Genomic DNA, 26,662 nt, shown 5'->3' with positions numbered 1-26,662 from the left:
AGGCGGAATGTCTCAAGCTAAAATACTGGTGGTCGAAGACGAATCCGCGATTCGCGACATGTTGAATTTCACCCTGAATGCCGCCGAGTTTGAAGTGCTCGAAGCCCCGAACGCAGAGCAAGGCTGGAAGATGATTTTAGAACATCAACCGGATTTGTTGGTATTGGACTGGATGCTGCCGGGCGTAACCGGGGTCAGTTTGGCACAACGCATTCGCCAAAATGACCAGACCCGTAGTTTGCCGATTATCATGCTGACCGCCCGCGGTGAAGAGTCAGATCAAGTCGCTGGTTTTGATGCGGGGGCGGACGATTATGTGGTGAAGCCTTTCTCGCCACGTGCATTGGTGGCGCGCATTAAAGCTTTGTTACGACGTAAAGACCCCGAAGCCTTAAGCACCGATATTTTAAAACAAGGTAATTTAAAACTGGATTTAACCAGTTATCGTTTTTGGGTGGACGAAGAAGAAGTCAAACTTGGTCCAACCGAATTTCGTTTGATGCAGTTTTTTATGACTCACCCCAATCGTGTGTATTCGCGAACCCAACTGCTCGATCGAGTGTGGGGCGAAACCGTCGTGGTGGAGGAGCGTACCGTGGATGTACACATTCGTCGGTTACGCCGATTATTAGAACCTACCGGTTCGCAAGATTATATCCAAACCATTCGGGGTGCCGGATATCGTTTCTCTGAGCCGGTATAACCAGGCCTGGTGGTTGAATCTCAATGTTAAGTCTTAAGCCCGTACTCTCGCTAGAGCAATCCACACGCTTGTTTGAAGAGCTAGTGGGCATTGCTAGCTTAATTACGCTCGCCGTTATTCTTGGCTTAACGACCCAATTTTGGATTCCATCCATCCTGTTAGCTTTCACCATTTATATTATTCGAAACCTGTATTATTTCTGGCGATTTGTCAGCTTGATTCGAAGTCAAGAATCGCGTCCAATTCGCGCGCCGTTTGGTATTTGGGGCGAGGTTTACGAAGCCTATTTTGAGAAGCTTTATCAAGATAAACGTCACATCAAACGCTTGCGATCCGAGACTCAGCAAGTTCAACAAGCGATGGATTTACTGCCGGATATGCATATTTCCTTAACGCGCAAGTTTCGTATTGAATGGGTCAACCAAAGTGCTGAAAAACTATTGGGGTTACGACAAACGGATGTTGGTCAAAAAATTACCAACTTGATGCGCCAGCCCGAAATGTTGACCTATTTAGAGTCGGGTGATTTTGACGAGACAGTCGAGTTTTATACCAGTGCCGAAAGCACCCGTCGATTAAGCGCGCAAATTGTGCCTTATTTTGAAAAGCATTATTTATTGATTATTCGTGACATTACCGACGCCCATAATTTATCGCAAATTCGGCGTGACTTTGTGGCGAATGCCTCACATGAGTTACGCACGCCTTTAACCGTGTTAAATGGCTATTTAGAGTTAATGCTGGATGCGCCAGAATCCGTCCCCAAACTTTGGCAAGCGCCTTTAAATCAAATGCAGGCGCAGTCTTTGCGTATGCAAAATATTATTGGCGATTTGCTGACCTTATCAAGCATTGAATCCAACAACTTAAATGTGCTCGCTGGGCCGGTTAATGTACGTGCGATGTTAACGAAGCTCGAACAGGATGCGGAGCATTTAAGCGAAGGTAAACATAAAATTGAGTTTAGCCTTGAAACCGATCTGGGATTGATGGGGATGGGCGAGCCGCTGCGAAGTGTGTTTACCAATTTGGTGTCGAATGCGATTCGTTATACGCCAGCGGGAGGACGTATCAACGTGCGTTGGTACAAAACCGATACGGCTTTGGTATATGAGGTCAAAGACACCGGCATCGGCATTGCGCGTGAACACATTCCGCGTTTAACCGAACGTTTTTACCGGGTCGATACCGCACGTTCACGCAGTACGGGTGGCACGGGTTTAGGTTTGGCGATTGTTAAACATATTCTGGAGCGACACCGCGCTAAGTTAGTGGTGTTAAGCCGCTTGAAAGTCGGATCAACCTTTCGTTGTGAATTTCCTTTGTCACTCGGATTGCCGGCCGCCGAAGTCGAAGTTTAATAGCGTTTTCAACCTCATTCAGCTAAGCACCAGGCCTGGTGCTTAGCTTTAAAGATGGTCTTGGCGCTAATTTAGCCCTAGGGTTTATGTTAGATTTTCTATTTTCTCCCCGTGTAATAAAACTGTCATGCTTCATTCATTAAGCTGTTATCTAAGTTCGCCACAATAGCTCCTGAGTCTTACAACACTTTTAACTCTCCTAAGGAGCTTACACGCATGTTAAATCGTAAATTATTCGCTGCAATGGGCTTTGCTGCGGCAACACTGGTTGCTCAACCTGTTATGGCCGAAGTTGATTCAGCTTTACCATCTTATAAGTCTGTATCTGGTGTTTCAGGTAACTTCTCATCAGTAGGTTCAGATACTTTGGCTAACATGATGACATTGTGGACTGAAGAATTTAAACGTCATTACCCTAATGTGAACTTACAGGTTCAGTCAGCTGGTTCATCTACGGCACCACCCGCATTAACAGAAGGTACTTCACAAGCGGGCCCAATGAGCCGCGCGATGAAGTCAGGTGAAATTGCCGCGTTTGAGAAAAAATATGGTTATAAGCCAACTCAAATTGGTGTCGCGATTGATGCCTTGGCGGTGTATGTGCATAAAGATAACCCGATTAAGGGTTTAACCATGCAAGAAGTGGATGCCATTTTCTCATCCACTCGTCAGTGTGGTGCAAAAGAAGATATTACAACCTGGGGTGGCGCAGGCTTAACAGGGGAATGGGCGAACCGTTCAATCCAAATGTACGGTCGTAACTCTGTATCGGGTACTTACGGCTACTTTAAGAAAAACGCTTTGTGTAAAGGCGACTATAAAAACTCAGTGAACGAGCAGCCAGGTTCGGCTTCTGTTGTACAGGGGGTTTCGGCTTCTATCAATGGTATTGGTTATTCAGGCCTTGGTTATAAAACGGCGGGCGTTAAGACCGTTCCATTAGCAAAAAAGGCCGGTGAAACTTATTATGACGCGAACCCAGAAAATGCCGTCGCTGGTAAATTCCCATTGTCACGCTTGCTTTACATTTACGTAAACAAAGCGCCTAACCAGCAGTTAGACCCAGTGGTGAAAGAATTCATGACGATGGTTCTATCAAAAGAAGGTCAGGAAGTGGTTTATAAAGATGGTTATGTTCCACTACCAGCTAAGGTGGCAGCACGTGAGCTAGCGAAGCTTAAATAAGCTCAGCCAATGACAAAAAACCCAGCCTAGGCTGGGTTTTTTTATGTCCTAAATTTAACAATTTGAACCGCACCAGGCCTGGTGCTTTAAGTTTGATTGCGTTGATTAGAGTATTTCGATTTCAATATCCGAGGTTGGAATTACGCTACAGGTTAAAACAAAGCCTTTGTCGCAATCGTAAGCCGGTGTTTGAATGTATTCGACGTCACCCGAAACCAGTTTGACTTCGCACGCACCACAGTTTCCACCACGGCAGCTATAGGGCATATCAAAGCCTTGTTCGTCTAATGCTTCTAATAATGAGAATTCGCCGTCAAATTCGCAGGTGCCTTGGCCGATTACAGTAATGGTCGCCATGATTTTTCCTCTTGAAAGTCATAAATAAAACCTTATTCTAGCAAAAATTTATTTATTTAATCATTCGGTTGCTTGTGATTTGTATGGATTGAGTACAATAGCGCGACCTTTATTTTGAGAAAACCATCATGCAGACTTCGGTATTAAATTCTTGGCAAGCGTTACAAGTTAAATTTATGCAAATTCGTGATAACAAGGCCTTTGAATGGTTTGTTATTTCGGTGATTGTGTTGTCATCCATTGTGATTGGCGCTAAGACCTATGATATTTCACCCACGGCATTAAGTGTATTGGCGATATTAGACGTGGGGGTGACGTTATTCTTTTTATTGGAAATATTGGTGCGCATGGCCGCCGAGCGAAAATTCTGGGACTTTTTTAAAAAAGGCTGGAATATTTTCGACTTCACCATCGTGGTTGTGAGCCTGATTCCAGTTGACGACTCGCAATATGCATTATTAGCTCGTATGTTGCGCTTGTTCCGTGTGTTGCGTTTGATCTCATTTATTCCTGAAATGCGCGTGCTCGTGACAGCTTTGTTAATCGCGATTCCGCGTATCGGTTATGTGGCGTTATTAATGTTTGTGATTTTTTATCTCTACGCGGTGGTGGGCAGTTTCATATTTGCACCGATTAATGAGTTTTTATGGGGAGACTTAAGTGCCGCTCTGTTAACGCTTTTTCGAGTAGCGACGTTTGAAGACTGGACGGATGTGATGTACGAGACCATGGAGGTGTATGCTTACAGTTGGATCTATTATTTAACCTTTATCTTTATGTCGACTTTCATTTTCTTAAATATGATGATTGGGATTGTGGTGTCGGTGTTGGACGAAGAGCATCGCAAAAGTATGGATGAAGGTTTGCATGAAAGTTTGGATAATGAAGCTAAAAGCATTGAGCAGTTACACACTGAAGTGTCGGACTTGCATCGCAAACTGGATCAATTGCTAAGCCAATCCGATCCCAAAAACCGATAAATGAATAGGAGCGTATGGATGAATATGCAGCAACAAATTGAAGCCGCGATCAAACAAGGATTTTCTGTATGGGTATTGGATATACAAAATGAAAGTAATATGCATGCTGGTCCAGCCACTGAGTCGCATTTTAAGTTAGTACTGGTATCCGATGATTTTGAAAGTGTCAGCCGAGTGAAACGTCATCAAATGGTGTATAAAACGCTGGCCAATGAAATGTCTCAAATCCATGCTTTAGCACTGCATACCTTTACTTTAGATGAGTGGAAAGAGCAAGGCGGTGTGGTACCTGATTCACCTTTATGTGCTGGCCAAAATAAAACTTAAAATCGAACCTAGCTAGATTATAGGCCGCTTTTACCATCTCGCTTGAGTGGCTGAGCCGTTTGACAGGCCGGTTTTACTCATGTTTGAATGGTTTTTAACCTTGAAAAAGGTCAATAATCTGCAAGGAGAAGTATGTTTAAGTTATTTTTATCAATCGTGGTTTTAAGTTCATCAATATTTGCAACCAACGCGATGTCTATGCCTCAGCAACAGCAAGTGCCATCTGCAGAAAAGGTTGAGCAATTTGCCGTATCTTTAATTAAGGTTGAAGAGATTAAGCAAGGCCTACAAGCTGAGTTAGCAAAGCGTCCAAAAAATGAAGTTAATGATCAATTGTTGCAACAGGTCAATGCTCAGTTTCAAGAGCAAGCCATTCATGTTATTTCGGCTGAAGGCTTAAGCGTGAATGAGTACAGCGGTATGATTAATTTAATGCAGCAGGATAAGCAATTCCTTGCAATGGTGAAGCAAAAAGTAGAAGAGGTGCAATCTAAGTAACTCATAATGCAATGCATTCAACTTATAAAGGGGCTTCGGCCCCTTTTTTTGTTTCCAGAAAAGCTAAAAAAGTGTAGGCTAATGTTTTTTTTAGTGCATTTAAAAGGAAAGCAAACATGTCTTACTTAAAGCAGTTTCCCAATCAGGAAGGTTATTTTGGCGAGTTTGGTGGGGCGTTTTTACCGCCAGAGTTAGTGCCACACTTTGAGGAAATTAACAAAGCCTATTTAACTTTGGGGCGTTCAGCGGACTTTTTAAATGAACTTAAATACATCCGTAAACATTATCAAGGTCGTCCAACGCCTGTGTATTATGCGCACAATATCAGCAAGCAGGTGGGGGCGCATATTTACCTTAAACGCGAAGATTTAAACCATTCCGGTGCACATAAGTTAAACCACTGTATGGCTGAGGCTTTGTTAGCGAAACACATGGGTAAAACCAAGCTGATTGCCGAAACCGGAGCAGGTCAACATGGCGTAGCCTTAGCGACCGCGGCCGCCTATTTTGGTATGGAATGCGAAATTCACATGGGTGAAATCGATATTGCCAAAGAAGCCCCAAACGTGACACGTATGAAACTATTGGGTGCAAATGTTGTGCCAGTTAGTTTTGGTGGGCGAAGTTTAAAAGAAGCGGTGGATTCGGCTTTTCAGTCTTATGTCCCCCAAGCGGACACCGCATTATTTGCAATAGGTTCGGTGGTGGGGCCACATCCATTTCCGATGATGGTGCGTAACTTCCAATCAGTGGTGGGGCATGAGTCGCGCGAACAGTTTTTAGAGATGGTGGGTGAACTGCCAGATGAGGTGGGTGCTTGTGTTGGCGGGGGTTCCAATGCGATGGGTATGTTTGCCGGCTTTATTGAAGATCAAAATGTGGGCTTAAACGGGGTTGAGCCACTCGGCAAAGGCACGAATTTGGGTGAGCATTCGGCCACCATGACCTATGGTGAACCAGGTATGATTCATGGCTTTAAGTGTATGTTGTTGTCGGATGCCGAAGGCAATCCGGCACCGGTTCATTCGATTGCATCGGGTTTGGATTATCCGGGCGTGGGGCCGGAACATTCGTATTTGAAAACGGAAGGGCGGGTTAAGTATCATGGTGCAACCGACCAAGAAACTCTGGACGCATTTTTTGAGTTGTCGCGCTCTGAAGGTATTATCCCTGCGTTAGAAAGTGCGCATGCGGTGGCGTGGGCGATGCGTCATGGCCGTGAAAATCCAGGGTCAACGATTCTGATTAACTTATCAGGACGTGGTGATAAAGATATTGATTATGTTACCGAGAATTTTGGGTTTGCGACTCAGGTCTAAGATCTTAAATAATTAGATTTACACAAGCACCAGGCCTGGTGCTTGTGTAAATTAGCTAGGATGATTGTTGCGAGTCTGAATCATCAAAATCGGCCTCCAAATCCGTATTGGGTTTGAGGTGCGGATAGACGATGTACCAAGCTTGAGTAAACTTATCGTGATCTAGTTTGCGCTGCAATAAATTGATGGCTTGAATGTATTGATCAATGTACAAATAACGCCGACGTTTGAGTGACTGAATTAAATGACGATAGCGTGTCGGCAAAAAAGGTTTGAAGTGAACTAACAAACCAAACTCACCTTCAGTTTCGGCAATTCGGCGTTCAGTTTCTCGACGCGCGTCCCATTTGACTTGTCTGTCATAACCTTCAAACATCTTACCAATAAAAAACACCAGACCAGCTGCGATTAAAAAGCTCATGATTAAATGACCGCTTATCCAAGCTCCTAAAAAGGTGAAAAGTAGCAAACTCATCATGGCCACCGGAATGGTTAGGGTGTTAATCCAGATACGGTTGCCTCGGATTTCTTCTTCCACTTTTTTAATATCAAAATCTTCTAAATTGATGGCATGCAATCTTTCCAGCATCGTTTGTGCGCTGGGAATATCTTCATTGGTTTGGGTTTGTTCTAGTGGCGCTTCGCTCATAATGACTTCTTCGCTACCTTCGATTTTTTAGGTTTACTCATTTGCTCACAATTCAGCGTGTGGCGAACTCGAGTTTCAAGACAAAATGCGGTGAGTTGACCGCCCCATAAGCAGCCGGTATCGGTAGCATGCACTTGATAGGCATCCATGGCGCCTAGGGTTGACCAGTGACCAAAAAAGATTTCGTGATCTTTATTGCGGCGGTTGGTGTGTAAAAACCAGGCCTGGTGCTCGGCATGGGTGTGCTTGTCGGGGGCGCCTTTTAGGTCAAAGTCCAATTCACCTTGGGCGTTGCAATAACGCATGCGCGCAAACGCATTCACAATATAGCGCAACCTTTCCCAGCCGGTGAGGGCATCATGCCAAACTTTGGTTTTGGAACCGAACAAATGCTGGGTAATAAATTCACGCCAATCATCTGAGCGCATAATCTGTTGGACTTCATTTGCATGGATGGCGGCTTGATCAACCGTCCATTGAGGCGGAATACCGGCGTGAACCATCGCTATAGGCTGGGTCGGGTGGCGAACCATTAAGGGTTGTTGACGCAACCAATCAATCAGTTCATCGTGATCTGGCGCATTGAATATGTCTTCGAGCGTGTCAGACTTGGAGCGGTATTTTTCTAAACCGCTGGAGGCGGCGAGCAGATGGAAGTCGTGGTTACCTAATACCATTTGGCCGCGCTCACCTAGAGACTTTACAAAGCGTAAACACTCTAACGATTGGGGTCCACGGTTAACAATATCACCCACAAACCAAAGTTCATCCTGTTTAGGCTGATAGTTAATTTTTTCCAACAATTGTTGTAACGGGTCAAAGCAACCCTGTAAGTCACCAATAATGTAGGTTGCCACTTAGCCGTCCTTTTGAGGTTTCACTTGGCTGTATAAATTGGCCAAGTGCACAAAATCTTCTACCGATAAAGCTTCCGCTCTTAAGCCAGGGTCAATTTGGCAAAGTTCGATTTGTTCACTATTTAACCAGTTTTTTAGTGTGTTGCGCAAGGTTTTCCGTTTTTGACTGAAGGCTTGTTTAACCAGAGCCGCAAAATCCGCAAAGTTATCGGCTTTAAAAGGTGGTGATGCGTAAGGAATCAAGCGCACAATGGCCGAATCAACTTTGGGTGGAGGCGTAAAATTCTCTGGACCAACCGTAAATAGATATTCGGTTTGGCAGGCATATTGAATCATCACACTTAGGCGTCCAAATGCTTTGCGACCTGGTTCAGCCGTTAAGCGTTCGACCACTTCTTTTTGCAACATAAAATGCATGTCTTCGATAATGTCAGACTGCTCAAGCAAATGAAACATTAATGGACTGGAAATATTATAAGGTAGGTTGCCAACCATTCTGAGCGTTTCGCCTTTTTGCTTAACCAGTTGGCGATAGTCAAATCGTAACGCATCGGCATTGTGCAGGTGAAAAGACGGATGGTCTTTAAAACGCTGAGTGAGTGGGCCAATTAAATCACGGTCAATTTCAATAATGTCTAGGTGATTAACGCGATCCAATAATGGCTCGGTTAAAGCCGCTTCGCCCGGCCCAATTTCGACCAAGTGCTGTTCTGGGCGAGGTGAAATCGTATCAATGATGTGCGCAATCACGCTTGGGTTATTAAGAAAATTTTGGCCGAATTGCTTTTTATGTTTGTGGTTTGATGGTTTATTCATTGATACGGCGCGCCTCTAACATTTCAAGTGCGACTTGAATCGCGTAATGAAAGCTGCCAGTGTCGGCTTGGCCTGTGCCGGCTAAATCTAGTGCGGTGCCGTGATCGACTGAGGTGCGAATAAACGGCAGACCCAAGGTAATATTGACCGCTTTCCCAAAACCAACGTGTTTTAACACTGGCAAACCTTGGTCATGATACATGGCTAAGAAGGCATCGGCTTGCGCCATTTTGTGAGGCGTAAACATTGTGTCGGCAGGGTAACAGCCAGTAATGTCCATCTTGTGTTGTTGGAGTTGATCAATCACCGGTTGGATAACATCAATTTCTTCACGACCCATGTGACCGTCTTCGCCCGCGTGTGGATTTAACCCGGCCACAAATAAACGCGGTGATTGAATGCCAAATTGGTGTTGCAAAGCTTGATAAGTGATGCGCATGACCTTTTCTAATAAAGGCTGGGTGATCGCTTTGGGTACATCGGCTAGAGCCAAGTGTGTGGTGGCGAGTGCGACACGTAAACCGGGAGTGGCCAACATCATGACCACTTGTTCGGTATGACTCAGTTCCGCCAACAATTCGGTATGGCCACTGAACTTTAGACCGGCCTGATTAATCACACCTTTGTGTACTGGCCCGGTGACCATCGCGGTAAATTCACCGTCTAAACAACCTTGGGTTGCACGCTTTAACATGCGGATGACATAATCGGCATTCTCTGGGTTGAGTTCACCCGCGTGAGTGGGGGCATTAAGGCTCAATGGCAACACACAGAGTTGGCCGGGACGACTGATTTGTTCGGGCTGGTTGGCTTCATAAGGCCGGATTTCGAGCGGCAGACCTAAAAGCCGAGCGCGTGCTTTTAGCAGATCCGGGTCAGCAATTACCACTAATTGAATTGGCCAGTTTTGCTGTGCTAGTTGAATCACCAAGTCTGGCCCAATGCCGGCTGGTTCGCCGGAGGTGATAACGATGCGAGAATCGATCATGGTTGCTCCAACCGCGTTTCGACATAAGCTTCATCACGCAAGCGACGCATCCACAAGTCAAAGGTTTCATTGGCTTTACGGGAACGAATCGCTTGGATCGCCTCTTGTTCCAACGCTTGGCCTTGGTTTTCACCACGGCGTTTATCGTTGAGTTTTAGAATGTGATAACCACTTGGTGTTTCAATGATTTGACTAATTTGACCGAGCTGGAGTGCGCTGACCGTATCCGTAAAAAAAGAGGGCATTTCGTCAAGATTTAACCAACCGAGATCGCCACCATTTAAGGCTTGGCTTGCTTCTGAGTGGCGAACCGCCATTTGTGCGAATTCTTCACCGTCGAGAAGTTGCTGGTAAATATCCTTTACTTTTTGTTCGACTTCGCGACTCTGTTCAGCGGTGGGTGAGTCGGGGCGGGTAATCAGAATATGCGCGAGTTTAAATTCTTCGTTACTGTCTTGTAGTTGACGGCGCTGTATGAAGTTGTCGACCTCTCCTTCGCTCACCTGGATTTGACTGATAATTTCAATTTCACGTAATTTTTGAATCAAAATTTGATCACTAATTTGTTTGCGAATAGTGCTAAAACCATTCGGCATTTGTTGATTGAGCGCTTCACGAAGTTGTAACAACGTCAAATTGTTGGCTTCAGCCATTTGGCTAAGTTGGGCGTTGATCTCTTCGTCCGAAACCTGAATACCACGTTGTTTAGCGCGTTGCTCTTGTAGCTTTTGCATAATAATGTTGTCGAGTACGCGCTCGCGCAACACGTTCATATTTGGGCGCTGAATTTGGCGTTGGCGGAGTTCAGCTAAGGCCTGGTCGCTTTGTTCATTGAGTTCACTTAACAGAATAATATCATCGTTAACGACCGCGACAATTCGATCGAGCAAGGTGTTGGCGTGCAATAGATTTGAAAAACTTAACAGGCAAATCAATACGAGGCTGTTAAGGATTTTTTTTGTCGGTTTTGACCACATAATTATGACTTTCTTTTTTTGTTATAGAGGTTTCATTAAAAGTTGAGAGTGTTTTGAATGGTATCACGCATTCGGCTGCCGACGGTACTTAGACCTTTGAGTTCGAACACTAAGTTAACCGAGGCATTGTATCGACCATCCGCCAATTGTCGTTGCTCAAATACCAGCTCTGAAGCCCAGCAGCAACTATCATAACGTAGCCCGCCGAGAAACTCACGGCGCACCTTTTTTTGAAAATCGTAGTTCAGGTAACTGGCGAGCTGCCATTTAGAAGTTAAGCCAAGCATTAAGCCAGCACCGACTGTTTGTTGGCGGCGATTGACGCTTTCTGTGTCATCTAAAGTCGAATCGGCATTTAGGTTTAAAGCTTGATGAACGGCTAAAAATTCGACACGATTAAATGCTTGCCATTTTATCCGGTTTTGCATTTGTGTGAGTTCGGTGGTTTGGTAGTCGTATTGACTGGTGGAGGCAAAATTAAATGATTTTAGATTGGTGCTTAGGCGAACAAAATAGTCAGAACGCGGGTCGTCTTGAATCTGATTGCTGTCCAGTTCGACCTCTCTATCCGCTAAATAAAACACTTGCCCGATAGCCGCATCGGCCAGCGGTAAACCGGTTTGGTTAAGTAATCTTGTGGTGAGGGCGGTGCTGATTTGTTGAGTGTCACCAATGCGGTCAAAACCTGAGAAACGATTAAGTTGAAAAAGGTTGCTAAAATCAAGGCTTGTGCGCCCGGTATCAAAACGTTGCAAATGACTCTGGTCAACGTAAGGAACATAAAGCCATTGCACTTCTGGCTCAAGGGTTTGGATGAAGTCGGTATTGAATAGACTGACATCACGTTCAAAAAACAAACCACCACGTAAGGCATATTGCATTACGGTATTGTCTGTTGAGGCCGTATCTGCTGCGTTAATTAGATCGTATTCACGGTAGTTGGCTTGTACTTGTGCTTGCAGGCGCGCATAGGGGCGGTTTAATTGGTATTGAAGGCTGGGTATCGCTAAACTACGCCGTCCCATGACACCGGTAGAGGTTTGTCCACTGACATGGCCATCTTCCAAGAAGTCATTAAAGCCGTCATAACGTTTAAATTCAGTCGTTTCTAAATATAGATTGGTACGAACAGCACCGAAACTCTGACCCAGATTAAATCCAACTTCGGGCGTTTTCTCGAGATAGTTACGCTCACCATTTCGTAAGGGCAAATAGCCATAGTGTTGAATATGAGCTTGTATTGGTCCGCGGTTAAAACTTAAACGCGCACTTCGGTTAATGGTGGTGGTTTGTGAACCAATACGAGACTCGGAGGCCGTAAATGAGAGTGGAATATCGTTATAGAAATCCGGGTCAGATACTTCTTGCCAGTTTAAGCTTGAACTAAAACCGGCGCCCCAGTTTTGGCGGCCTGCGTAGCTGATACGCCAGCGTTCAGAAAGCGGTTGTTCGGTGATGATGTCGCCACTGCGATCAACATAACGTAAGCCTTCACTATTGGCGAGTTGATCTTGCAGTAGGCTAAATTGCAGTTCGCCGCTATGGTTGGGCTGCAAATAGCGAAACTCATTGTCCAACACCACACCACGATCTTGAATGCCTATTAAGGTGAGGGTGTCATCCATATTGGGGGCGATATTAAAATAGTAGGGCGCGGCGACCACCGATAGAGGTTCTGGCTGACTTTGAGCCGCGGTTTTATGGTTGCCGATGTAGGGGAATAAAAAACCGCTGGCTCGATCATCCAACGGAATATCAATGTAGGGCGTGTAAAAAATGGGTACACCTTTGAATTCAAGCCAGGTGTTATAACCGTACAAGCGGCGTTTAGGGTCATTAATTTCTAATTCGCCAAAGTGCATGTTCCAAGCCGGATCGGTTAATGGGCAGGTAGTAAAGCTGGCTTGGTTTAAGTGGCTGATGCGTTTAGTTTGATTAAACTCTAGACGTTCTGCGGATCCATGAGCGCGGCTTTCAGAAAGTTGGTATTGAACTTGATTTATGAAACCGATTTGGTTGGACTGATTGAATTCCGCTTGCTCGCCTAATAAGATAGTATTTTTCTGGTGAAGTTCAACCTGACCAAACGCACGAATATGTTGGTTATCTCGATCATAAAATAATTGATTGCTTAATACCACCAGGCCTGGTTCTGATAAACGTACGTGACCGGTTAGGGTGATTTGATTAGACTGGGTTTGAAGTAATTGGTCGCCTTCCACTTGAGTCAACGAACCAGATGGCGGTAGGGTTTGCGGGGTAGCAATCCACTCCGGTAGACAAGGGTTATCTGGACTTGGCATTAACTGAGCGGTTTGGGAATACGCCAAACTGCTAGTGGTGAGCGCAAACCAAACAAGGGATAACTTGGAAAAAATTGACATTCTAAAGGCAAAATTATCTAATTGGCGACTTAGCCGATTATTCTACCTGAGTTCGTTGTCTAATAGAGGCTTTATTAAGTCTGAAAATTAGGTTAGAAAGTGTATTTTCTTGCCTAGCCGATTTAGCGAATCATCGCCGTCATTTAAAAGCAGAGTTTATGGATTTAAGATTTGAACAAATGCAAACCTGGTTAGCGGGTTTGAGCCGTTTTAAACAAGGTGAGTTGTCTTTGCCGGAATCGGCCTCGAGTGATGCCAGTTTTCGGCGTTATTTTAGAGTTCGATTTAACGACCCAACCCAACAGCAAAGCTTTATTATTATGGATGCGCCACCTGAACAGGAAGATTGTCGTCCCTTTATTGCGGTATCGGCCGAATTGGATGCGCTGGGTTTACATGTGCCTAAAGTTCTCGAGCAGGATTTAACGCGAGGCTTTTTATTATTGACCGATTTAGGATCAACCACTTATTTATCAGTCTTAAACGAGTCGAATGCCGAAACCTATTACACGGATGCTTTGCGTGCCTTAGTGGTGCTGCAAACCCAAGCCAAAAGTTCGCATTTGCCGATTTACGATGCCGCCTTGCTTAATCGCGAAATGGACTTGTTTACCGACTGGCTGGGCGAACGTCATTGCGACCTTGGCATGAATAAATTAGAGCACCAGGCCTGGTTGTCGGTCAAACATCGCTTGGTGGAATCTGCACTGGCTCAGCCTCAAGTTTATGTGCATCGCGATTATCATAGCCGAAACTTAATGCTAACCGAACAGCGCAATCCGGGGATTTTGGACTTTCAGGACGCGGTGCATGGCGCGTTAACCTATGACGCCGTGTCTTTATTGCGGGATTGTTATATCGTATGGCCCGCCGAGCAAGTGCGCGAATGGCAAAGACAATATTTTTTGATGCTTTGCCAGGCTGGTCGTTTAACCCAGTCGGAATGGTCTGGTTTTGCTAAGTCTATGGATTTAATGGGAATTCAGCGCCACCTAAAAGCCGCAGGTATTTTTGCGCGTTTGTTTCATAGAGATGGCAAGGACGGCTATTTAAACGATATCCCGGCGACCTTAAACTACATCACCGAAGTAGGGTCACACTATAATGAAATGCGAGATTTAGTGAACTGGACACAAAAACTCGTATCTCGAATCGGAGAAGCTAAATAATGAAGGCGATGATTCTAGCTGCAGGGCGTGGAGAGCGTTTACGCCCCTTAACAGATAAAACGCCTAAACCACTCATACCCGTTGCTGGCAAACCTTTGATTCAATACCATATCGAAAAATTGGCGTTATTAGAAGTGGAGGGTTTGGTTATTAACCATGCCTGGTTAGGCGAGCAATTTGAGCAAGCATTCGGACAAGGTGATCAATTTGGCTTACCCATTGTGTATTCGGCTGAACCGGTAGGCGGACTCGAAACAGCGGGGGGCATTATTCAGGCTTTACCTTTGTTAGGTAGCGAGGCTTTTTTGGTGATTAATGGCGATGTTTATACCGAGATGGACTTTGCGTGTTTGCCGACTAAATTAGCCCCTGGCTGCTTGGCACACTTGGTATTAGTACCGACGCCTGAGTTTAAGTCAAAAGGGGATTTTGGACTTAGTCAGCAGGGTAAAGTTGAATCGCAGGGCGACTGGACATTTGCAGGCATCAGCTTAATTCACCCAGACTTATTCAAAAACATGCCAGCCCAACGCTTGGCTTTGGCTCCGATTTTGCGTGAAGCGATGCAAGCTGGGTTGGTCACCGGTGAGGTATATCCTGGTTTATGGAGTGATGTAGGCACACTTGAACGTTTAGAACAAATTGAATCGGTTATTGCGGATCGCGAAGCGGCCAAATAGCCGGCTTCGTGAGAGAGTGTTTTAGAATCGGATATTAATCCCTGTTGTATAAGAAAAATCATAATTTTCTTGATCGGTGAGAGGCTCCGAATCATGGGTATAAGCGGCATCCAGCGTAAAGGCAAACACGCTGTTAATGCGTGTGGTTAAGCCTGTACTGGTCACTGTACGCAAATTGCTGAAGTCGTCCGTTTTAGGTTGTGCATATAAACTGATTTTCCAGTCGGTGTTATCGCTTAGACGATACTTGGAATCAAGGTAGAAGTTAAAGCGCGTGCCAGTATCTTCTATCTTCTCTCCCAAAAGTTCAATGGAGCGTTCTTCATACATTAGACCAACACCACCAAATCCGTTAAATGGAAAAGCGTTTAGACGGTAACGAGCGTTCATACCCACTAAATTACGCAGGCTGTCATTACTTAAGGGCTCACTTTCGTGTTGCAAAAAAGTTTCCCAAGCCCATTTATGGGTAAGCTGCTCGGTATGACGGTAATGCGCAAAGTAAGATTCTGAGTAGGTTTCGCCTTTAGATTGGCTTTGACCAGCATCGTATAATAATAAATCGCGTCTTTTTAAGTTGTCAGAAATATGCTGAATGCCGCCCGAGATTGAAAAATTATCCTCTTCTGTATTACCGCGCTTTCCATTGGCGCCGAGGGTTGTCGAAGTACCCCATCCAGCTTGAGTTTCATCCATTCTTAGATTTTCAATATTCACGATGGCTAAGGCCGATTGACTGATGATTAAGCTGGTCAGTCCGATTGCTAAACGCATAACCCTTTCCTTGTTTTTTTGTTGGCCGACAAGACTAACAAACCTCGCCTAAAATCACAACGACTTGCGTTCTTTATAGAGCAGCAAAGCTGCGGTATGGCTTTGAGCTGGTGATATAATAAAAAAAGTAAGTCAATTTAGAGGTTGGCCGCAATAATTTAGGAGCGAACCATGAGCCACAAACATGATGTTGTTATTGGAAAAATCTTTGCGCATCCGATGGCGGCGAATATTGATTGGAAGAAATTATCCTCCGCTTTAGAACATTTTGGCGCCACGATTGATACGTCTCATCACGGACGCGCAAAAATTGTAATAAATGGTGCCGAATTGGTGATTAGTACGCCGCATCATGGTCATGATATTGAAGGCAAAGATGATATTATGAATTTACGCCATTTTTTAGAAGCTCAGGGTTTCGCACCGAAAGCTTAATGTATTTAGTTTTTAGGCCATGCCTGCTAGCGTTTTATAGTGATTTTGGAGACAAAAGATGTTGATGTTGATTTCCCCGGCCAAGGCGCTTGATGAATCGGCCCGACCGGCTGATGTGGATTTTACCCAAGCGGATTTTCTAAGCCAATCGGCTGAGTTAATGCAAGTTGTTAAGCCATTAGAGCCTAGAGACTTGAGTCAGTTGATGCATATTAGCGATGATTTGGCGCAATTGAATTTTGATCGCAACCAGGCTTGGTGCAAACCATCGGATAGCGATGAGGTCTCAAAACAAGCGATCTTCATGTTTAAAGGTGATGTGTATCAAGGGCTGGATGCGGCGAGTTTGGATAATAAAGGCTTAGCTTACGCTCAAACTCATTTGCGTATTTTGTCGGGCTTATATGGCTTGTTAAAACCGTTAGACTTAATGCGGCCTTATCGTTTAGAAATGGGTACGAAATTGGCCAACCCAAAAGGTAAGAACTTATATGCGTTTTGGGGGGAAAGCCTGACTCAGTCCTTGAATAAAACGCTGACGCAAGCCGGTAAGCCAGTGGTGAATTTAGCGTCGAATGAATATTTTAAAGCGGTCAAACCTAAGTTATTGGACGCGTCGGTGGTGACACCCATCTTTAAGGACTTAAAAAAGGGTGAGTACAAAATCATCAGTTTTTATGCCAAAAAAGCGCGGGGTTTAATGGTGCGTTATGCAATCGATCATAAAATCGAAAATGCAGAAGATTTGAAGTATTTTGATTATGCCGGTTATAAGTTTGCGCCGCAGCTCTCATCTGAAAAAGACTGGGTATTTACTCGAGACTTAGCTGACTAGACAGCAGGCCTGGTGCTTTGCCAGTGCAAAACTGGCAAAGCAAAGTTTGAGACTATTAATGAGACTTAAATAACTCGTCAATATCGGCTGCACTAAAGCGCTCGTGATAGTTGCACATATCGTTAAACACCACAATTTCACCTTCATCCGCTAGAATTTGGCGGGCTTCTTGTTCGCCTAGAGATTGAATCATCGTTGCGATACGTTGGCGGTCTTGAATGCATTCGTACTCAGCTTCTTTCGGTTCGTAAAGCTCAACCACTTCTTCATGAAACAACCTTGTTAATAAGATGGGGGTGTCCAAATCTAATAACTCATCGGCTTTAAGCGTGCTGGCTAGATGGCTAATCCGATCCCAAGCATCTTCATCGTGCGCGTCAGTCTGTGGCATTTTTTGCAGATACAGCCCACCAATTGCCTGTTCACTGACTTCAATCGCTAACTTTGAGTCAAGCTGTTCAGACTGGCTTAAAAAATTCTGCAAGGCCTCAATTAGCTGTTCGCCTTCGCGCGGCACGTAAGATTGGTATAAATGATCGTTTAAGCTGTTTTCTAGTGTAACTAATATCTGGCCCTCGCCTAGTAGCTCATTAGCTGAAAGCTGGTCGGTAATCGGCGCGTTGGTTTTAGCTAGGCCTTTGAGTTTAAGTTCATGCGTCACTTCGACTACTAGTAAGTTGACCGGTCCTTGACCTTGCACTTGCAAAATGATGCGGCCGGGGTGTTTTAAGCCATTCGCCAGCAAAGCAGCAAAAGCCGTGAGTTCACCTAATAATTTAACCAATACCAGCGGGTAATGCCGATCGGCAAGCATCGACTGCCAGGCCTGGCTTAAATGAATATGCTGACCACGAATATCATGCTCTTGAAATAAAAAGCGTTGAATCGCATCGGCATGCGAGCGTGTCATGACATCTTGAATCATTTATATTCACCTTTCGCCTGTAAATCAGCATGGTAAGACGACCGAACCATCGGGCCGCAAGCCACATGCGTAAAGCCTAATTCGTAAGCTTTAATTTCGAGTTGTTTGAATTCGTCTGGTGTCCAATAACGTTCGACCGCTAAGTGGTGTAGGCTGGGTTGTAAATACTGGCCAACGGTTAGCATGTCGACTTGGTGCGCGCGTAGGTCTTTTAAAACCTGAACCATTTCAGCAAAACTTTCGCCTAACCCCACCATTAAGCCAGACTTGGTTTTGACCTGTGGGTTCGTTTGTTTGAAGCGTTGAAGCAGATCTAGCGAGGCTTGATAGTCTGCGCCTGGACGTGCTTGTTCATATAAGCTTGGTACGGTTTCAAGGTTGTGGTTAAGCACATCAGGCGGGGCGATACTTAAGGTATCGAGCGCCACACTTAAACGACCACGAAAGTCCGGTACCAGTGTTTCGATTTCGGTTTGTGGGGCGTGTTGGCGTACCGCTTGAATACAATCGAGAAAGTGTTGGGCACCGCCGTCGCGCAGATCATCACGATCAACCGATGTGATTACGACATATCTAAGTTTCATTGCTTGGATGGTTTTCGCCATATGCATGGGTTCGTTGGAATCTAACGGTTTTGGTCGGCCGTGCGTAACATCGCAGAAGGGGCACTTACGCGTGCAAATATCGCCCATAATCATAAAGGTCGCGGTGCCGTGGCCAAAACATTCACCTAAGTTTGGGCAAGAGGCTTCCTCACAAACTGTGTGCAATTTATTTTCGCGCAAGATGCTTTTGAGCTCGGCGATGCGGTGAATATCTTTGGCTTTGGGCAGCTTGGCGCGAATCCAACTAGGCTTGGCAAGGCGTTCACGCTCAGGATCGGGACGATGCTTGAGCGATTTAGTTTTGTATTCGCCTTTACTCATCGCCGCATTGCGCGCTTTTAAACCGGTAATTTGATCCAAAGATATTTCTTGTATTTGCTGCATTCTATTCACCAGAACAACCTATCTAATCGGATGGGGTTGTGTTTTTTCGTTGTTTAAATGATGGCTTATTATAGGCCAATTTAATAGGCCGTGCTGAATGCGATCTACCAGGCCTGGTGCGAGGCTTTGAACCGTTTGTTCTGAGTTGTACAGGCTGACCTGAGTCATTTGCATACCACTCAACCCACAAGGGGTAATGCGTTGAAATGGACTTAAGTCCATATTGACGTTTAAGGCCAGGCCATGATAACTGCATTGGCGTTTAATTTTTAAACCCAGTGAAGCAATTTTTTGGCTATTAACATAAATGCCGGGGGCGTCTTTCCTAGATTGCGCTGAAATCCCAAGTTCCGTGAGCTGGGCGATACAGGCATTTTCAAGCAAGCTGACTAAGGCTCTTACGCCAAGATGACGGCGCTTGAGATCAATCAGCGTATAAACAATCAACTGACCAGGGGCGTGATAGGTGATTTGGCCGCCACGATCGGATTGCACGAGTGGAATATCGCCTAAGGATTGTTGGATATGTTCTGGCTGGCCATTTAGGCCTTGGGTATACACCGGCGGATGTTCAACTAGCCAGATTTGGTCAGGTGTATCGACGTGACGCTGGGCGGTGAAATCTTGCATGGCTTGCCAAGTGGATTGATAGTCTTGCAACCCTAGGTTTTTTATCTCAATGCTCATCACCAGTCCTGGTGCTTTTTACAGTGTCATAAGCACGTCTGGGTGCTCGTTCAAATCGCCGTAAATACCGTGGATTTGGTTAATGTGAGTGGCGTAAAATTTGATTTTTACCGACACAAACTTGCTGCCTTTGGATTCGTTAAGGCGAATATTTTCTCGGCTGGCATCGGGCACGTGTTTTTGGGTGATATTGAATACTAGGTCAATAAATTCTTCACAGTGACGCCCCATGGCCTTGAGCTCAAAATCACAAGGGAATTCAATTAAGGTATCAATATCTGGGTGGTGTAAATCAGTCATAGTCTTAGTTTGGGTTTAAAATTTCGTTTTTATAAGCTTGGTAGTGTTGGCGTAATGTTTGCCAAACGGACCCAGGCTTACCAGAACCGACCGCTTGACCATTCAATTGTGTAATCGGCAATGCTTCTTTGGTTGAACTGGTTAACCAAAGCTCATCCGCTGAATTGAGTTCATCTTGTTGAATGTCTCGCTCGATTAAATCAATATGGTGACGCCGTGCGAGTTTTTCAATCACTAGGCGCGTAATACCTGGCAAAATTTTGTGTGAGTTGGGAGGGGTGATCAGGGTTTGATCTTTCACCATAAACAAGTTGCTCGCCGAACCTTCACTAACGCTACCGTCGGCACGCACCAAAATCACGTCATCTACACCGGCCGCTTGAGCCTGAAGTTTGGCCATGACATTGGGTAATAGTGTTAAGGCTTTGATGTCACAACGTAGCCAGCGTATATCTTCTAGGCTAATCACTTTAATGCCGTGTTGGAGGATGTGATCCGCTACGGGTTTAAGTGGATTGGTGTAAGCATAGACTGTTGGTGTTAAATCGGCGGCGGGCATGTGGTCACGTGGGATTTGCACACCACGGCTAACTTGCAAGTAGATGAACTGATCAGCCCAGTCGTGGCGTTTAATCAACTGGTTGATCATATCTAACCAGGCCTCGTCACTCAATGGATTGTTTATAGAGGTCGCTTTTAAAGAGTACTTTAGGCGGGCTAAATGCGCCGCCCATTCAAATACTTGGCGTTGATATACCGGTATGACTTCGTACACGCCATCACCAAATAAAAACCCGCGATCCATGGGGGATACGCGGGCCTCATTCATCGGCATAAACTCGCCATCTAAGTAGACGATTTGTGGGTTCATGTCAGATTAGAGCCATCCGAATAAGTTTTGAAAAAATAGTTTGATACGATCAAATAGCTTTTTGAAAAAAGATCCTTCTTCAATTGCAGACAAGGCAATTAAAGGCTTCTCAAGTAAAACTTGATCGTTCAAATTAATCACTAATTGACCTATGTTGTCACCATGTTGCACTGGTGCGTTAACTTGTGGTGGTAGTGAAGTTTCTACTTTTAAGTTTTGATATTGACCACGTGGTACGGTAACAAATAATTCGTCAGCTAAACCTACGCCAAGTGTGTCGCGTTCTCCGCCCCAGATACGAGCATCAACTAAGCGTTGTGAGCCTTCAAATAACTTATGTGTTTCGAAAAAACGGAAGGCATAGTTTAATAGTTTTTGACTTTCTGAAACGCGCTGAGTAGCACTGTCTGTGCCTACTACAATCGCAATTACTCGCATGTCATTTCGTTTAGCAGATGAAACTAGGCAATAACCGGCTGATTCAGTATGACCTGTTTTTAAACCATCTACTGTCGGATCCTGCCATAGAAGACGGTTACGGTTGTATTGGGTGATACCGTTAAAGGTGAAGCGTTTCTCAGAGTACCAAGGATAAAAATCTGGGAAGTCACGAATTAAGGCTTTGGTTAAGATGCTTAGATCACGTGCCGTAGTTAAATGAGCCGGATCGGGTAAGCCTGTCGCATTAACAAAGTGTGTATTTGTCATGCCGAGTTGCTCAGCATACTGGTTCATAATGTCTGCAAAGTTTTCTTCAGTACGTGCAATGTGTTCAGCCAAGGCCACACTGGCATCATTACCGGATTGAATCACCATGCCTTTAATTAAGTCTTCGACCGATACTTGTTTACCCACTTCTATAAACATTCTGGAACCGGGCATGCGCCAAGCTTTTTTGCTGATGGTCACCATATCAGCCATTTGTATGCGACCTAATTTAAGCTCGTTAAATACCACATAACCCGTCATGATTTTAGTTAGGCTGGCTGGCTCTATTTGCATGTCTGGGTCTTTTTCGGTGATGATGGCGCCGCTATGATAATCCATCACAAAGTGGGCCGTTCCCGCGATAGAAGGCGGAACTGGAGACACAAATGGTGTATTAGCGTGAGCCTTTGCAGTGCTCAATGTCAGGGCGAGTAAAACAAAAAACAGTTTGTAAAACGAAGCTTTCATAGAGGGAATATTTGCCATTAAATTATCAAGTTAAAGAATTAGCTTAATTTATCACAAAAGCCTGCAAATCAAAACCTTTGTCTAGCAATTCTAGTTTCAATCGGTCAACATTTTTTTGTGTGTGTGAATCGACATTAAGATGCCAAAACTGATCATAAGTGTGACCATAGAGCTACCACCGTAACTTACAAGAGGCAGGGGGAGGCCCACTACTGGGAGTAGGCCACTTACCATGCCAATGTTGACCGTAATATAAATAAATAAGGTCATCGTAAAGCTACCTGCAACCAATCTGCTGAAATTATTTTGGGCAAAATAAGCGATCATCAAACCTCGAATTAGTACAAAACTGTAGAGGCTTAAAAGCACTGCAACACCAATTAAACCGAATTCTTCGGCGAATACAGAGAAGATAAAGTCGGTGGTACTTTCGGGCAAAAACTCAAGGTGAGCTTGAGTACTTCCCATAAATCCTTTTCCATCAATGCCACCAGAGCCAATTGCTATTTTCGATTGGATAATATGGTAGCCACTGCCGAGTGGGTCAGATTCAGGGTTCATAAAGGTTAAAACACGCTGCTTTTGATACGCATGCATAAAATTCCAAGCTATCGGCATGCTTACAGCTAGGGCAGCCAGCGCACCAATAATAATTTTCCAGGGCAATCCTGCAAAGAAAATAACAAATAAACCACTCATTGCGATCAAGATCGAGGTGCCTAAATCCGGCTGCACGACAATTAAGCTAGCGGTCACCGCAACAATGACCAGTCCCATAATAAAACGACTGGCAGGAGCAGGGAAGTCGCTATAGGCAAACAACCAGGCTACCATCATCGGTAATGCAAGTTTCATTAGTTCAGACGGTTGAAAACGCACAAAGCCAAAATCCAACCAGCGCTGCGCGCCTTTTCCCATGTCACCAAATAGGAGTACGGCAACAAGCATGAGCAAACCAATTAAAAAAGCCCAAGGGGTAATAAGGGCGAGATTTGAGGGCGAGATTTGAGCGACGGCCAGCATGAGTCCTAACGCAAATAAAATACGAAATCCATGCTGTTGAGTCGTGTGCCAATCGCCGCCTGACGCGCTGAAAACGGTCAACAAACTGGTTGATAATAGAAGTACTAAACCAAGTAGCAACCATCCGTCAATGTGCAGTTTTTGTAGCCAACTTTTCGGCGTAACATACAGCGAATCGGTTGATGAGGTAAGTGAGTGGATCATGTTACTGTAACTCTTTTATATAATGGTTCATGGCTTGAAGTGCAAGCGGTGCGGCCACACGGCTTCCTCCACCGGCGTTCTCAACAATGACGCTGATTGCGATTTTTGGACGAGTGACAGGGCCAAAGCCAATAAATAATGAGTGATCGTGTAAACGTTTATCGAGCTCTTCTTCGTTGTACTCGCCATCGTTTAAGCTGAATACTTGAGCCGTACCGGTTTTGCCGGCAATTTTATAGCCTGTGATGTGACGACCAGAACTCCAAGCGGTACCTCGAGGCGTATGAACGGCATCTGTCATGGCATCAATTATGTACTCCCAATGCTCACGGTTTTTAATTGGGATCTGTTCGGGCGATTCATGTGATTGGCCTTTTAGGGCATGAGGATTAATAATGCGTCCTCGGTTCGCTAGAATAGATGCGGCTTTTGCCAGCTGTAATGGAGTGGCCAAATTAAAGCCTTGCCCTATCGAAGAAATAATAGTTTCACCTCGGAACCAAGCCTTACCGTAGGTAGCCATTTTCCAGGCTTGGGATGGCAAGATCCCGTTTGCTTCGCCGGGAATATCAACTCCAGTTTGTGAGCCAAATCCAAAAGGCGCCAGTATGTCATGAATAGAGTCGATGCCCATATCCAGGCTTAATTTGTAATAGTAAGTGTCTACCGACTCGACAATCGAACGTTTCAAATCCGCCCAGCCATGACCGTCTCGTCGCCAGTTGCGGTAACGGCGGTTTTGGTATTCAAAATAACCAGGATCGAATATCGACTCACTCATGGTAGTGAAGCCTTGCTCTAAAGCGCCTAGGCCAATAAATGGTTTGGTAGTTGAGCCTGGAGGGTATTGCCCACGTGATGCTCGATTAATCAATGGCTTATTGCGGTCATGTAATAGAGAATTGTAATTAGTATGGCTAATGCCATCTACAAACAAATTGGGGTTATACATGGGGCTGCTGACAAAGGCCAAAATTTCACCGTTTTCGGGATCAATTGCCACGGCCGCTCCACGTCGACCCTCGAATAAGTTTTCTAGATATTTTTGCAGTCTAATATCTATGGTTAAGGTCAAGTTTTCGCCGGAGGTAGGGGGAATGGTTTCCAGGCTTCTGATCGTTCGGCCTTGTGCGTTGGTTTCGATACGCTGCAAGCCAGGATAACCTTGTAGCTTGTCTTCATAAAAATGCTCAATCCCCGTTTTTCCAACGATATCTGTACCACGGTAGCGACTGCGATCAATGCTTAGGTTGTCTTGTTGGCTGATTCTCCCGACGTACCCCAGCAAATGCACGGCTGACTTATTTTGAGTATAAACCCGCTTAAGGCGAGCATTTAACGCAATTCCAGAAAAGCGATAACTGTTAACAGCAAAGCGCGCTGCTTCAGATTCATCTAGTGTATAGGGTAAGATAATAGCTCGGTGGCGAGGTGTTCGTTTTAAGCGGGTCTTAAATTGCGCAAGTGTTTCTGGGCGAATGGACGGTAACAGTTCTTGAATCGCGTTGATGGTGTAATCAATATCATAAATTGATTCGCGCATAAACGATAAGGAATAAACTGGCTGGTTGTCGACCAAGATAACACCATTTCTATCGTATATTTTGCCGCGCTCAGGTGCGAGGGGTTCGACCGAGATTCGGTTACCCTCTGACAAGCCTAAATATTCTTCGTGGTTAAACCATTGTAGGTAAGCCATTCGAGCCATGAATAGACAAAATACCGCAAATACTATTAACCCAGCAAACAGTAAGCGATTTGTAAACATGGCTTTCTGTCGAATGCGGGATTGAGTTTCGTCGAACGTAAGGTTATTCATGTTGTCCGTATTTAAATAGTCGAGATGCGATTAGATAGTCCACGCATTAAAACCACCAGGCCTGGCCAAATAACAGCACTGAAAAACGGCATTAACCAGTAGAGTAATGCGGTTTGTTCCGTGAGTGTCGGTGAAAAGAAAAAGTGGTGTAGTAACTGATAAGCGCCCATATAGAAGCCAATTACTACGCCTTGTTGCCACAAACGATAACTGCGGAATCTTAACCGCATTCGTAACATGAAAAAGGTTAATAAAACAAAGAGAATTGAGTGACTGCCTAGTAACGTTTGATATAGACCATCGTATAACAGGCCTATCAGAAATGCTGTAATTAAATGGGTGTTACGTAAAAGCTGTACACTCCAAAACAAGACCAGCATCAAACCTAACGGTGGCAAAATGATAAGAAGGGTCTCTCTTAGCGCGAAGATATTAAAAATAATTCCTACCAGATAGCTGCTGATCACTAACCAGCGGACTTGGTGTAATTCGATTTCTTGATATTTATCACTCATTCTCGTCTCGCGAATTGGATAACACCAGCACTTCATAACTGCTGTTAATATCACTTAAGGGCTTAGCTTTAATTGTTAAATAGCTCATACCAGGGCTTTGAATGACTTGGGTTACCTCGGCGGCTGGATAGCCTGAAGGGAACACGCCACCTAACCCTGACGTAACTAAAATGTCACCTACCTCGACACGACTCGAAAGCGGTACAAAATCAAGGTTGAGTTTGTCATGACCTAAGCCTGTTAAGATCCCTCGTTGGCCCGTTCTTTGTACGCGTACTGGTAGTTGATGATCTGGGTCCGTAATCAATAAAACTCGACTAGTAGTGGGGGTAAGGCTGGTTACTTGCCCGAGTACTCCATAAGCATCAATTATGGATTGATTGGTTTTTACGCCATCCATGCTGCCTTTATTGATGGTTAGGTACTGAGATACCGGGCTGGAACTATAATAAAGCACACTTGCGACCCGCAAAGATTGGGTGCTCATGCGGCCGGTAGTTCCGAGTAGGCGTTGAAGGCGATCAAGCTCAAGTTCTAAGCTATCCAGACGCTGCAAACGAGCTTTGAGCATCAGGTTTTCTGTTTTAACTTGCAGGAGTTCGTTTTCGAGTAAGGCCAGGTCAGTTACACCTTGCATATACCAATGGTGAGCCTGTACCGGTAGATCGGCCACTCTTTCTAGGGGTTCAAGTGTGGTAGTGATGACATTACGGAATGACCCCATGTATTGACCATAGTAGTCAGAGGCCATTAAGAAAATACTTAAGATGAACACCGTAACAAAGTGGAGTCCGTCTTGCTGGGGTGGTGTGGCGTTAAGGCTAATGGGAGGGCTCCTAGCTTAGTTTCTGGGCACGAG

General features: G+C 44.9%; 29 protein-coding genes. 11 read left to right on the top strand and 18 right to left on the bottom strand.

Going from position 1 to position 26,662, the window contains the following annotated elements; all coding sequences use genetic code 11:
• Positions 1–7 precede the first annotated feature (7 nt).
• The 3 genes from phoB to N746_RS0107940 all read left to right on the top strand — a co-directional run bounded on the left by phoB (position 8) and on the right by N746_RS0107940 (position 3,249).
• The gene (phoB, locus tag N746_RS0107950) at positions 8–703 is read left to right on the top strand and encodes a phosphate regulon transcriptional regulator PhoB (RefSeq protein ID WP_029935550.1); all 696 of its coding nucleotides are present in this window, start codon (positions 8–10) and stop codon (positions 701–703) included.
• Positions 704–726: 23 nt separating this feature from the next.
• A complete protein-coding gene (gene phoR, locus N746_RS0107945) occupies positions 727–2,064 on the top strand; it encodes a phosphate regulon sensor histidine kinase PhoR (RefSeq protein ID WP_051678584.1) in 1,338 nt (445 codons plus the stop codon).
• Between the two features lie 216 nt (positions 2,065–2,280).
• Positions 2,281–3,249: a PstS family phosphate ABC transporter substrate-binding protein gene (locus tag N746_RS0107940; protein WP_029935546.1), complete on the top strand. Its 969-nt coding sequence runs from the start codon at positions 2,281–2,283 to the stop codon at positions 3,247–3,249.
• Positions 3,250–3,354: 105 nt separating this feature from the next.
• Here N746_RS0107940 and N746_RS0107935 read toward each other — a convergent pair whose 3' ends face one another.
• Positions 3,355–3,606: a 2Fe-2S iron-sulfur cluster-binding protein gene (locus tag N746_RS0107935; RefSeq protein WP_029935544.1), complete on the bottom strand. Its 252-nt coding sequence runs from the start codon at positions 3,604–3,606 to the stop codon at positions 3,355–3,357.
• Positions 3,607–3,734: 128 nt separating this feature from the next.
• Here N746_RS0107935 and N746_RS0107930 point away from each other — a divergent pair, with 128 nt between their 5' ends.
• The 4 genes from N746_RS0107930 to trpB all read left to right on the top strand — a co-directional run bounded on the left by N746_RS0107930 (position 3,735) and on the right by trpB (position 6,730).
• On the top strand, positions 3,735–4,586 hold the full coding sequence (locus tag N746_RS0107930) for an ion transporter (RefSeq protein ID WP_029935542.1): 852 nt from the start codon (positions 3,735–3,737) through the stop codon (positions 4,584–4,586).
• 18 nt (positions 4,587–4,604) lie between these two features.
• Positions 4,605–4,913: a BolA family protein gene (locus N746_RS0107925; protein WP_029935540.1), complete on the top strand. Its 309-nt coding sequence runs from the start codon at positions 4,605–4,607 to the stop codon at positions 4,911–4,913.
• Between the two features lie 132 nt (positions 4,914–5,045).
• The gene (locus tag N746_RS10455; protein WP_038125929.1) at positions 5,046–5,411 is read left to right on the top strand and encodes a DUF4168 domain-containing protein; all 366 of its coding nucleotides are present in this window, start codon (positions 5,046–5,048) and stop codon (positions 5,409–5,411) included.
• Between the two features lie 116 nt (positions 5,412–5,527).
• On the top strand, positions 5,528–6,730 hold the full coding sequence (trpB, locus tag N746_RS0107910; protein ID WP_029935536.1) for a tryptophan synthase subunit beta: 1,203 nt from the start codon (positions 5,528–5,530) through the stop codon (positions 6,728–6,730).
• A gap of 55 nt (positions 6,731–6,785) precedes the next feature.
• Here the strand turns inward: trpB and N746_RS0107905 are convergent, their stop codons facing one another.
• From N746_RS0107905 to N746_RS0107880, 6 genes are read right to left on the bottom strand one after another with little or no spacing between them, the layout of a single operon-like run.
• Entirely contained in the window at positions 6,786–7,379 is a 594-nt protein-coding gene (locus N746_RS0107905; RefSeq protein WP_029935534.1) for a hypothetical protein, read from the bottom strand.
• Positions 7,376–8,236, bottom strand: coding sequence for a symmetrical bis(5'-nucleosyl)-tetraphosphatase (locus N746_RS0107900; RefSeq protein ID WP_029935532.1), 861 nt, complete (start codon positions 8,234–8,236; stop codon positions 7,376–7,378). The genes N746_RS0107905 and N746_RS0107900 overlap by 4 nt, the downstream gene beginning before the upstream one ends.
• Positions 8,237–9,052 (bottom strand): 16S rRNA (adenine(1518)-N(6)/adenine(1519)-N(6))-dimethyltransferase RsmA, encoded by an 816-nt coding sequence (gene rsmA, locus N746_RS0107895; protein WP_029935531.1) that lies wholly within the window; start codon positions 9,050–9,052, stop codon positions 8,237–8,239.
• A complete protein-coding gene (gene pdxA, locus N746_RS0107890) occupies positions 9,045–10,040 on the bottom strand; it encodes a 4-hydroxythreonine-4-phosphate dehydrogenase PdxA (RefSeq protein ID WP_029935529.1) in 996 nt (331 codons plus the stop codon). Before pdxA ends, rsmA begins: the two co-directional genes overlap by 8 nt.
• On the bottom strand, positions 10,037–11,017 hold the full coding sequence (locus tag N746_RS0107885) for a peptidylprolyl isomerase (protein ID WP_029935527.1): 981 nt from the start codon (positions 11,015–11,017) through the stop codon (positions 10,037–10,039). Before N746_RS0107885 ends, pdxA begins: the two co-directional genes overlap by 4 nt.
• A gap of 35 nt (positions 11,018–11,052) precedes the next feature.
• Positions 11,053–13,401 carry an LPS-assembly protein LptD gene (locus N746_RS0107880; RefSeq protein ID WP_029935525.1) on the bottom strand — a complete coding sequence of 783 codons (2,349 nt, stop codon included), beginning with the start codon at positions 13,399–13,401 and terminating at the stop codon, positions 11,053–11,055.
• Between the two features lie 158 nt (positions 13,402–13,559).
• Here N746_RS0107880 and N746_RS0107875 point away from each other — a divergent pair, with 158 nt between their 5' ends.
• Positions 13,560–14,570: an aminoglycoside phosphotransferase family protein gene (locus N746_RS0107875; RefSeq protein ID WP_051678583.1), complete on the top strand. Its 1,011-nt coding sequence runs from the start codon at positions 13,560–13,562 to the stop codon at positions 14,568–14,570.
• Positions 14,570–15,250, top strand: a complete 681-nt coding sequence (gene murU / locus N746_RS0107870; protein WP_029935521.1) for an N-acetylmuramate alpha-1-phosphate uridylyltransferase MurU — start codon at positions 14,570–14,572, stop codon at positions 15,248–15,250. The genes N746_RS0107875 and murU overlap by 1 nt, the downstream gene beginning before the upstream one ends.
• Positions 15,251–15,271: 21 nt before the next feature.
• Here the strand turns inward: murU and N746_RS0107865 are convergent, their stop codons facing one another.
• Positions 15,272–16,024: a DUF481 domain-containing protein gene (locus N746_RS0107865; RefSeq protein WP_029935519.1), complete on the bottom strand. Its 753-nt coding sequence runs from the start codon at positions 16,022–16,024 to the stop codon at positions 15,272–15,274.
• Positions 16,025–16,195: 171 nt separating this feature from the next.
• Between N746_RS0107865 and N746_RS0107860 the strand changes: the two genes are divergently transcribed.
• Both N746_RS0107860 and yaaA read left to right on the top strand, forming a co-directional pair.
• Positions 16,196–16,459 carry a hypothetical protein gene (locus tag N746_RS0107860; RefSeq protein ID WP_029935517.1) on the top strand — a complete coding sequence of 88 codons (264 nt, stop codon included), beginning with the start codon at positions 16,196–16,198 and terminating at the stop codon, positions 16,457–16,459.
• A gap of 58 nt (positions 16,460–16,517) precedes the next feature.
• Complete coding sequence (gene yaaA, locus N746_RS0107855) at positions 16,518–17,294, top strand: peroxide stress protein YaaA (protein ID WP_029935515.1); 777 nt, start codon at positions 16,518–16,520, stop codon at positions 17,292–17,294.
• Positions 17,295–17,349: 55 nt separating this feature from the next.
• Here the strand turns inward: yaaA and hslO are convergent, their stop codons facing one another.
• The 10 genes from hslO to mreC all read right to left on the bottom strand — a co-directional run bounded on the left by hslO (position 17,350) and on the right by mreC (position 26,554).
• Positions 17,350–18,219, bottom strand: a complete 870-nt coding sequence (hslO, locus tag N746_RS0107850; RefSeq protein ID WP_245603349.1) for an Hsp33 family molecular chaperone HslO — start codon at positions 18,217–18,219, stop codon at positions 17,350–17,352.
• Positions 18,216–19,208 carry a lipoyl synthase gene (gene lipA, locus N746_RS0107845; RefSeq protein WP_029935512.1) on the bottom strand — a complete coding sequence of 331 codons (993 nt, stop codon included), beginning with the start codon at positions 19,206–19,208 and terminating at the stop codon, positions 18,216–18,218. The genes hslO and lipA overlap by 4 nt, the downstream gene beginning before the upstream one ends.
• A gap of 18 nt (positions 19,209–19,226) precedes the next feature.
• Entirely contained in the window at positions 19,227–19,895 is a 669-nt protein-coding gene (gene lipB / locus N746_RS0107840) for a lipoyl(octanoyl) transferase LipB (RefSeq protein ID WP_038125928.1), read from the bottom strand.
• An 18-nt stretch (positions 19,896–19,913) separates the two neighbouring features.
• Positions 19,914–20,195, bottom strand: a complete 282-nt coding sequence (locus N746_RS0107835) for a YbeD family protein (protein WP_029935508.1) — start codon at positions 20,193–20,195, stop codon at positions 19,914–19,916.
• 4 nt (positions 20,196–20,199) lie between these two features.
• Positions 20,200–21,066 carry a D-amino acid aminotransferase gene (locus N746_RS0107830; RefSeq protein WP_029935507.1) on the bottom strand — a complete coding sequence of 289 codons (867 nt, stop codon included), beginning with the start codon at positions 21,064–21,066 and terminating at the stop codon, positions 20,200–20,202.
• Positions 21,067–21,072: 6 nt separating this feature from the next.
• Positions 21,073–22,260 carry a D-alanyl-D-alanine carboxypeptidase family protein gene (locus N746_RS0107825; RefSeq protein WP_029935505.1) on the bottom strand — a complete coding sequence of 396 codons (1,188 nt, stop codon included), beginning with the start codon at positions 22,258–22,260 and terminating at the stop codon, positions 21,073–21,075.
• 78 nt (positions 22,261–22,338) lie between these two features.
• Positions 22,339–23,469 carry a rod shape-determining protein RodA gene (gene rodA, locus N746_RS0107820; protein ID WP_029935503.1) on the bottom strand — a complete coding sequence of 377 codons (1,131 nt, stop codon included), beginning with the start codon at positions 23,467–23,469 and terminating at the stop codon, positions 22,339–22,341.
• 1 nt (position 23,470) lies between these two features.
• Entirely contained in the window at positions 23,471–25,288 is a 1,818-nt protein-coding gene (gene mrdA / locus N746_RS0107815) for a penicillin-binding protein 2 (protein ID WP_029935500.1), read from the bottom strand.
• A gap of 11 nt (positions 25,289–25,299) precedes the next feature.
• A complete protein-coding gene (mreD, locus tag N746_RS0107810; RefSeq protein ID WP_029935499.1) occupies positions 25,300–25,803 on the bottom strand; it encodes a rod shape-determining protein MreD in 504 nt (167 codons plus the stop codon).
• The gene (mreC, locus tag N746_RS0107805; protein WP_038125926.1) at positions 25,796–26,554 is read right to left on the bottom strand and encodes a rod shape-determining protein MreC; all 759 of its coding nucleotides are present in this window, start codon (positions 26,552–26,554) and stop codon (positions 25,796–25,798) included. Before mreC ends, mreD begins: the two co-directional genes overlap by 8 nt.
• Between the last annotated feature and the right edge of the window lie 108 nt (positions 26,555–26,662).

It is taken from the genome of Thiomicrospira pelophila DSM 1534 (assembly GCF_000711195.1).
GTDB classification, from domain to species: Bacteria; Pseudomonadota; Gammaproteobacteria; order Thiomicrospirales; family Thiomicrospiraceae; genus Thiomicrospira; species Thiomicrospira pelophila.
Note: the sequence above shows the minus strand (reverse complement) of the source record. Positions and strands in the feature narration are given on the sequence as shown.

Bases quoted from the DNA above. Each gene is read 5' to 3' on its own strand.
- N746_RS0107885 (WP_029935527.1), bottom strand. From the start codon at position 11,017: ATGTGGTCAAAACCGACAAAAAAAATCCTTAACAGCCTCGTATTGATT.
- N746_RS0107930 (WP_029935542.1), top strand. From the start codon at position 3,735: ATGCAGACTTCGGTATTAAATTCTTGGCAAGCGTTACAAGTTAAATTT.
- N746_RS0107875 (WP_051678583.1), top strand. From the start codon at position 13,560: ATGGATTTAAGATTTGAACAAATGCAAACCTGGTTAGCGGGTTTGAGC.
- rodA (WP_029935503.1), bottom strand. From the start codon at position 23,469: ATGATCCACTCACTTACCTCATCAACCGATTCGCTGTATGTTACGCCG.
- N746_RS0107825 (WP_029935505.1), bottom strand. From the start codon at position 22,260: ATGGCAAATATTCCCTCTATGAAAGCTTCGTTTTACAAACTGTTTTTT.
- N746_RS0107905 (WP_029935534.1), bottom strand. From the start codon at position 7,379: ATGAGCGAAGCGCCACTAGAACAAACCCAAACCAATGAAGATATTCCC.
- pdxA (WP_029935529.1), bottom strand. From the start codon at position 10,040: ATGATCGATTCTCGCATCGTTATCACCTCCGGCGAACCAGCCGGCATT.
- yaaA (WP_029935515.1), top strand. From the start codon at position 16,518: ATGTTGATGTTGATTTCCCCGGCCAAGGCGCTTGATGAATCGGCCCGA.
- mreD (WP_029935499.1), bottom strand. From the start codon at position 25,803: ATGAGTGATAAATATCAAGAAATCGAATTACACCAAGTCCGCTGGTTA.
- N746_RS0107865 (WP_029935519.1), bottom strand. From the start codon at position 16,024: ATGCGTTTAGCAATCGGACTGACCAGCTTAATCATCAGTCAATCGGCC.
- N746_RS0107925 (WP_029935540.1), top strand. From the start codon at position 4,605: ATGAATATGCAGCAACAAATTGAAGCCGCGATCAAACAAGGATTTTCT.
- mrdA (WP_029935500.1), bottom strand. From the start codon at position 25,288: ATGAATAACCTTACGTTCGACGAAACTCAATCCCGCATTCGACAGAAA.
- murU (WP_029935521.1), top strand. From the start codon at position 14,570: ATGAAGGCGATGATTCTAGCTGCAGGGCGTGGAGAGCGTTTACGCCCC.
- mreC (WP_038125926.1), bottom strand. From the start codon at position 26,554: ATGGCCTCTGACTACTATGGTCAATACATGGGGTCATTCCGTAATGTC.
- rsmA (WP_029935531.1), bottom strand. From the start codon at position 9,052: ATGAATAAACCATCAAACCACAAACATAAAAAGCAATTCGGCCAAAAT.
- N746_RS0107830 (WP_029935507.1), bottom strand. From the start codon at position 21,066: ATGAACCCACAAATCGTCTACTTAGATGGCGAGTTTATGCCGATGAAT.
- lipA (WP_029935512.1), bottom strand. From the start codon at position 19,208: ATGCAGCAAATACAAGAAATATCTTTGGATCAAATTACCGGTTTAAAA.
- lipB (WP_038125928.1), bottom strand. From the start codon at position 19,895: ATGAGCATTGAGATAAAAAACCTAGGGTTGCAAGACTATCAATCCACT.
- phoB (WP_029935550.1), top strand. From the start codon at position 8: ATGTCTCAAGCTAAAATACTGGTGGTCGAAGACGAATCCGCGATTCGC.
- N746_RS10455 (WP_038125929.1), top strand. From the start codon at position 5,046: ATGTTTAAGTTATTTTTATCAATCGTGGTTTTAAGTTCATCAATATTT.
- N746_RS0107880 (WP_029935525.1), bottom strand. From the start codon at position 13,401: ATGTCAATTTTTTCCAAGTTATCCCTTGTTTGGTTTGCGCTCACCACT.
- phoR (WP_051678584.1), top strand. From the start codon at position 727: ATGTTAAGTCTTAAGCCCGTACTCTCGCTAGAGCAATCCACACGCTTG.
- N746_RS0107940 (WP_029935546.1), top strand. From the start codon at position 2,281: ATGTTAAATCGTAAATTATTCGCTGCAATGGGCTTTGCTGCGGCAACA.
- N746_RS0107860 (WP_029935517.1), top strand. From the start codon at position 16,196: ATGAGCCACAAACATGATGTTGTTATTGGAAAAATCTTTGCGCATCCG.
- N746_RS0107935 (WP_029935544.1), bottom strand. From the start codon at position 3,606: ATGGCGACCATTACTGTAATCGGCCAAGGCACCTGCGAATTTGACGGC.
- N746_RS0107835 (WP_029935508.1), bottom strand. From the start codon at position 20,195: ATGACTGATTTACACCACCCAGATATTGATACCTTAATTGAATTCCCT.
- trpB (WP_029935536.1), top strand. From the start codon at position 5,528: ATGTCTTACTTAAAGCAGTTTCCCAATCAGGAAGGTTATTTTGGCGAG.
- hslO (WP_245603349.1), bottom strand. From the start codon at position 18,219: ATGATTCAAGATGTCATGACACGCTCGCATGCCGATGCGATTCAACGC.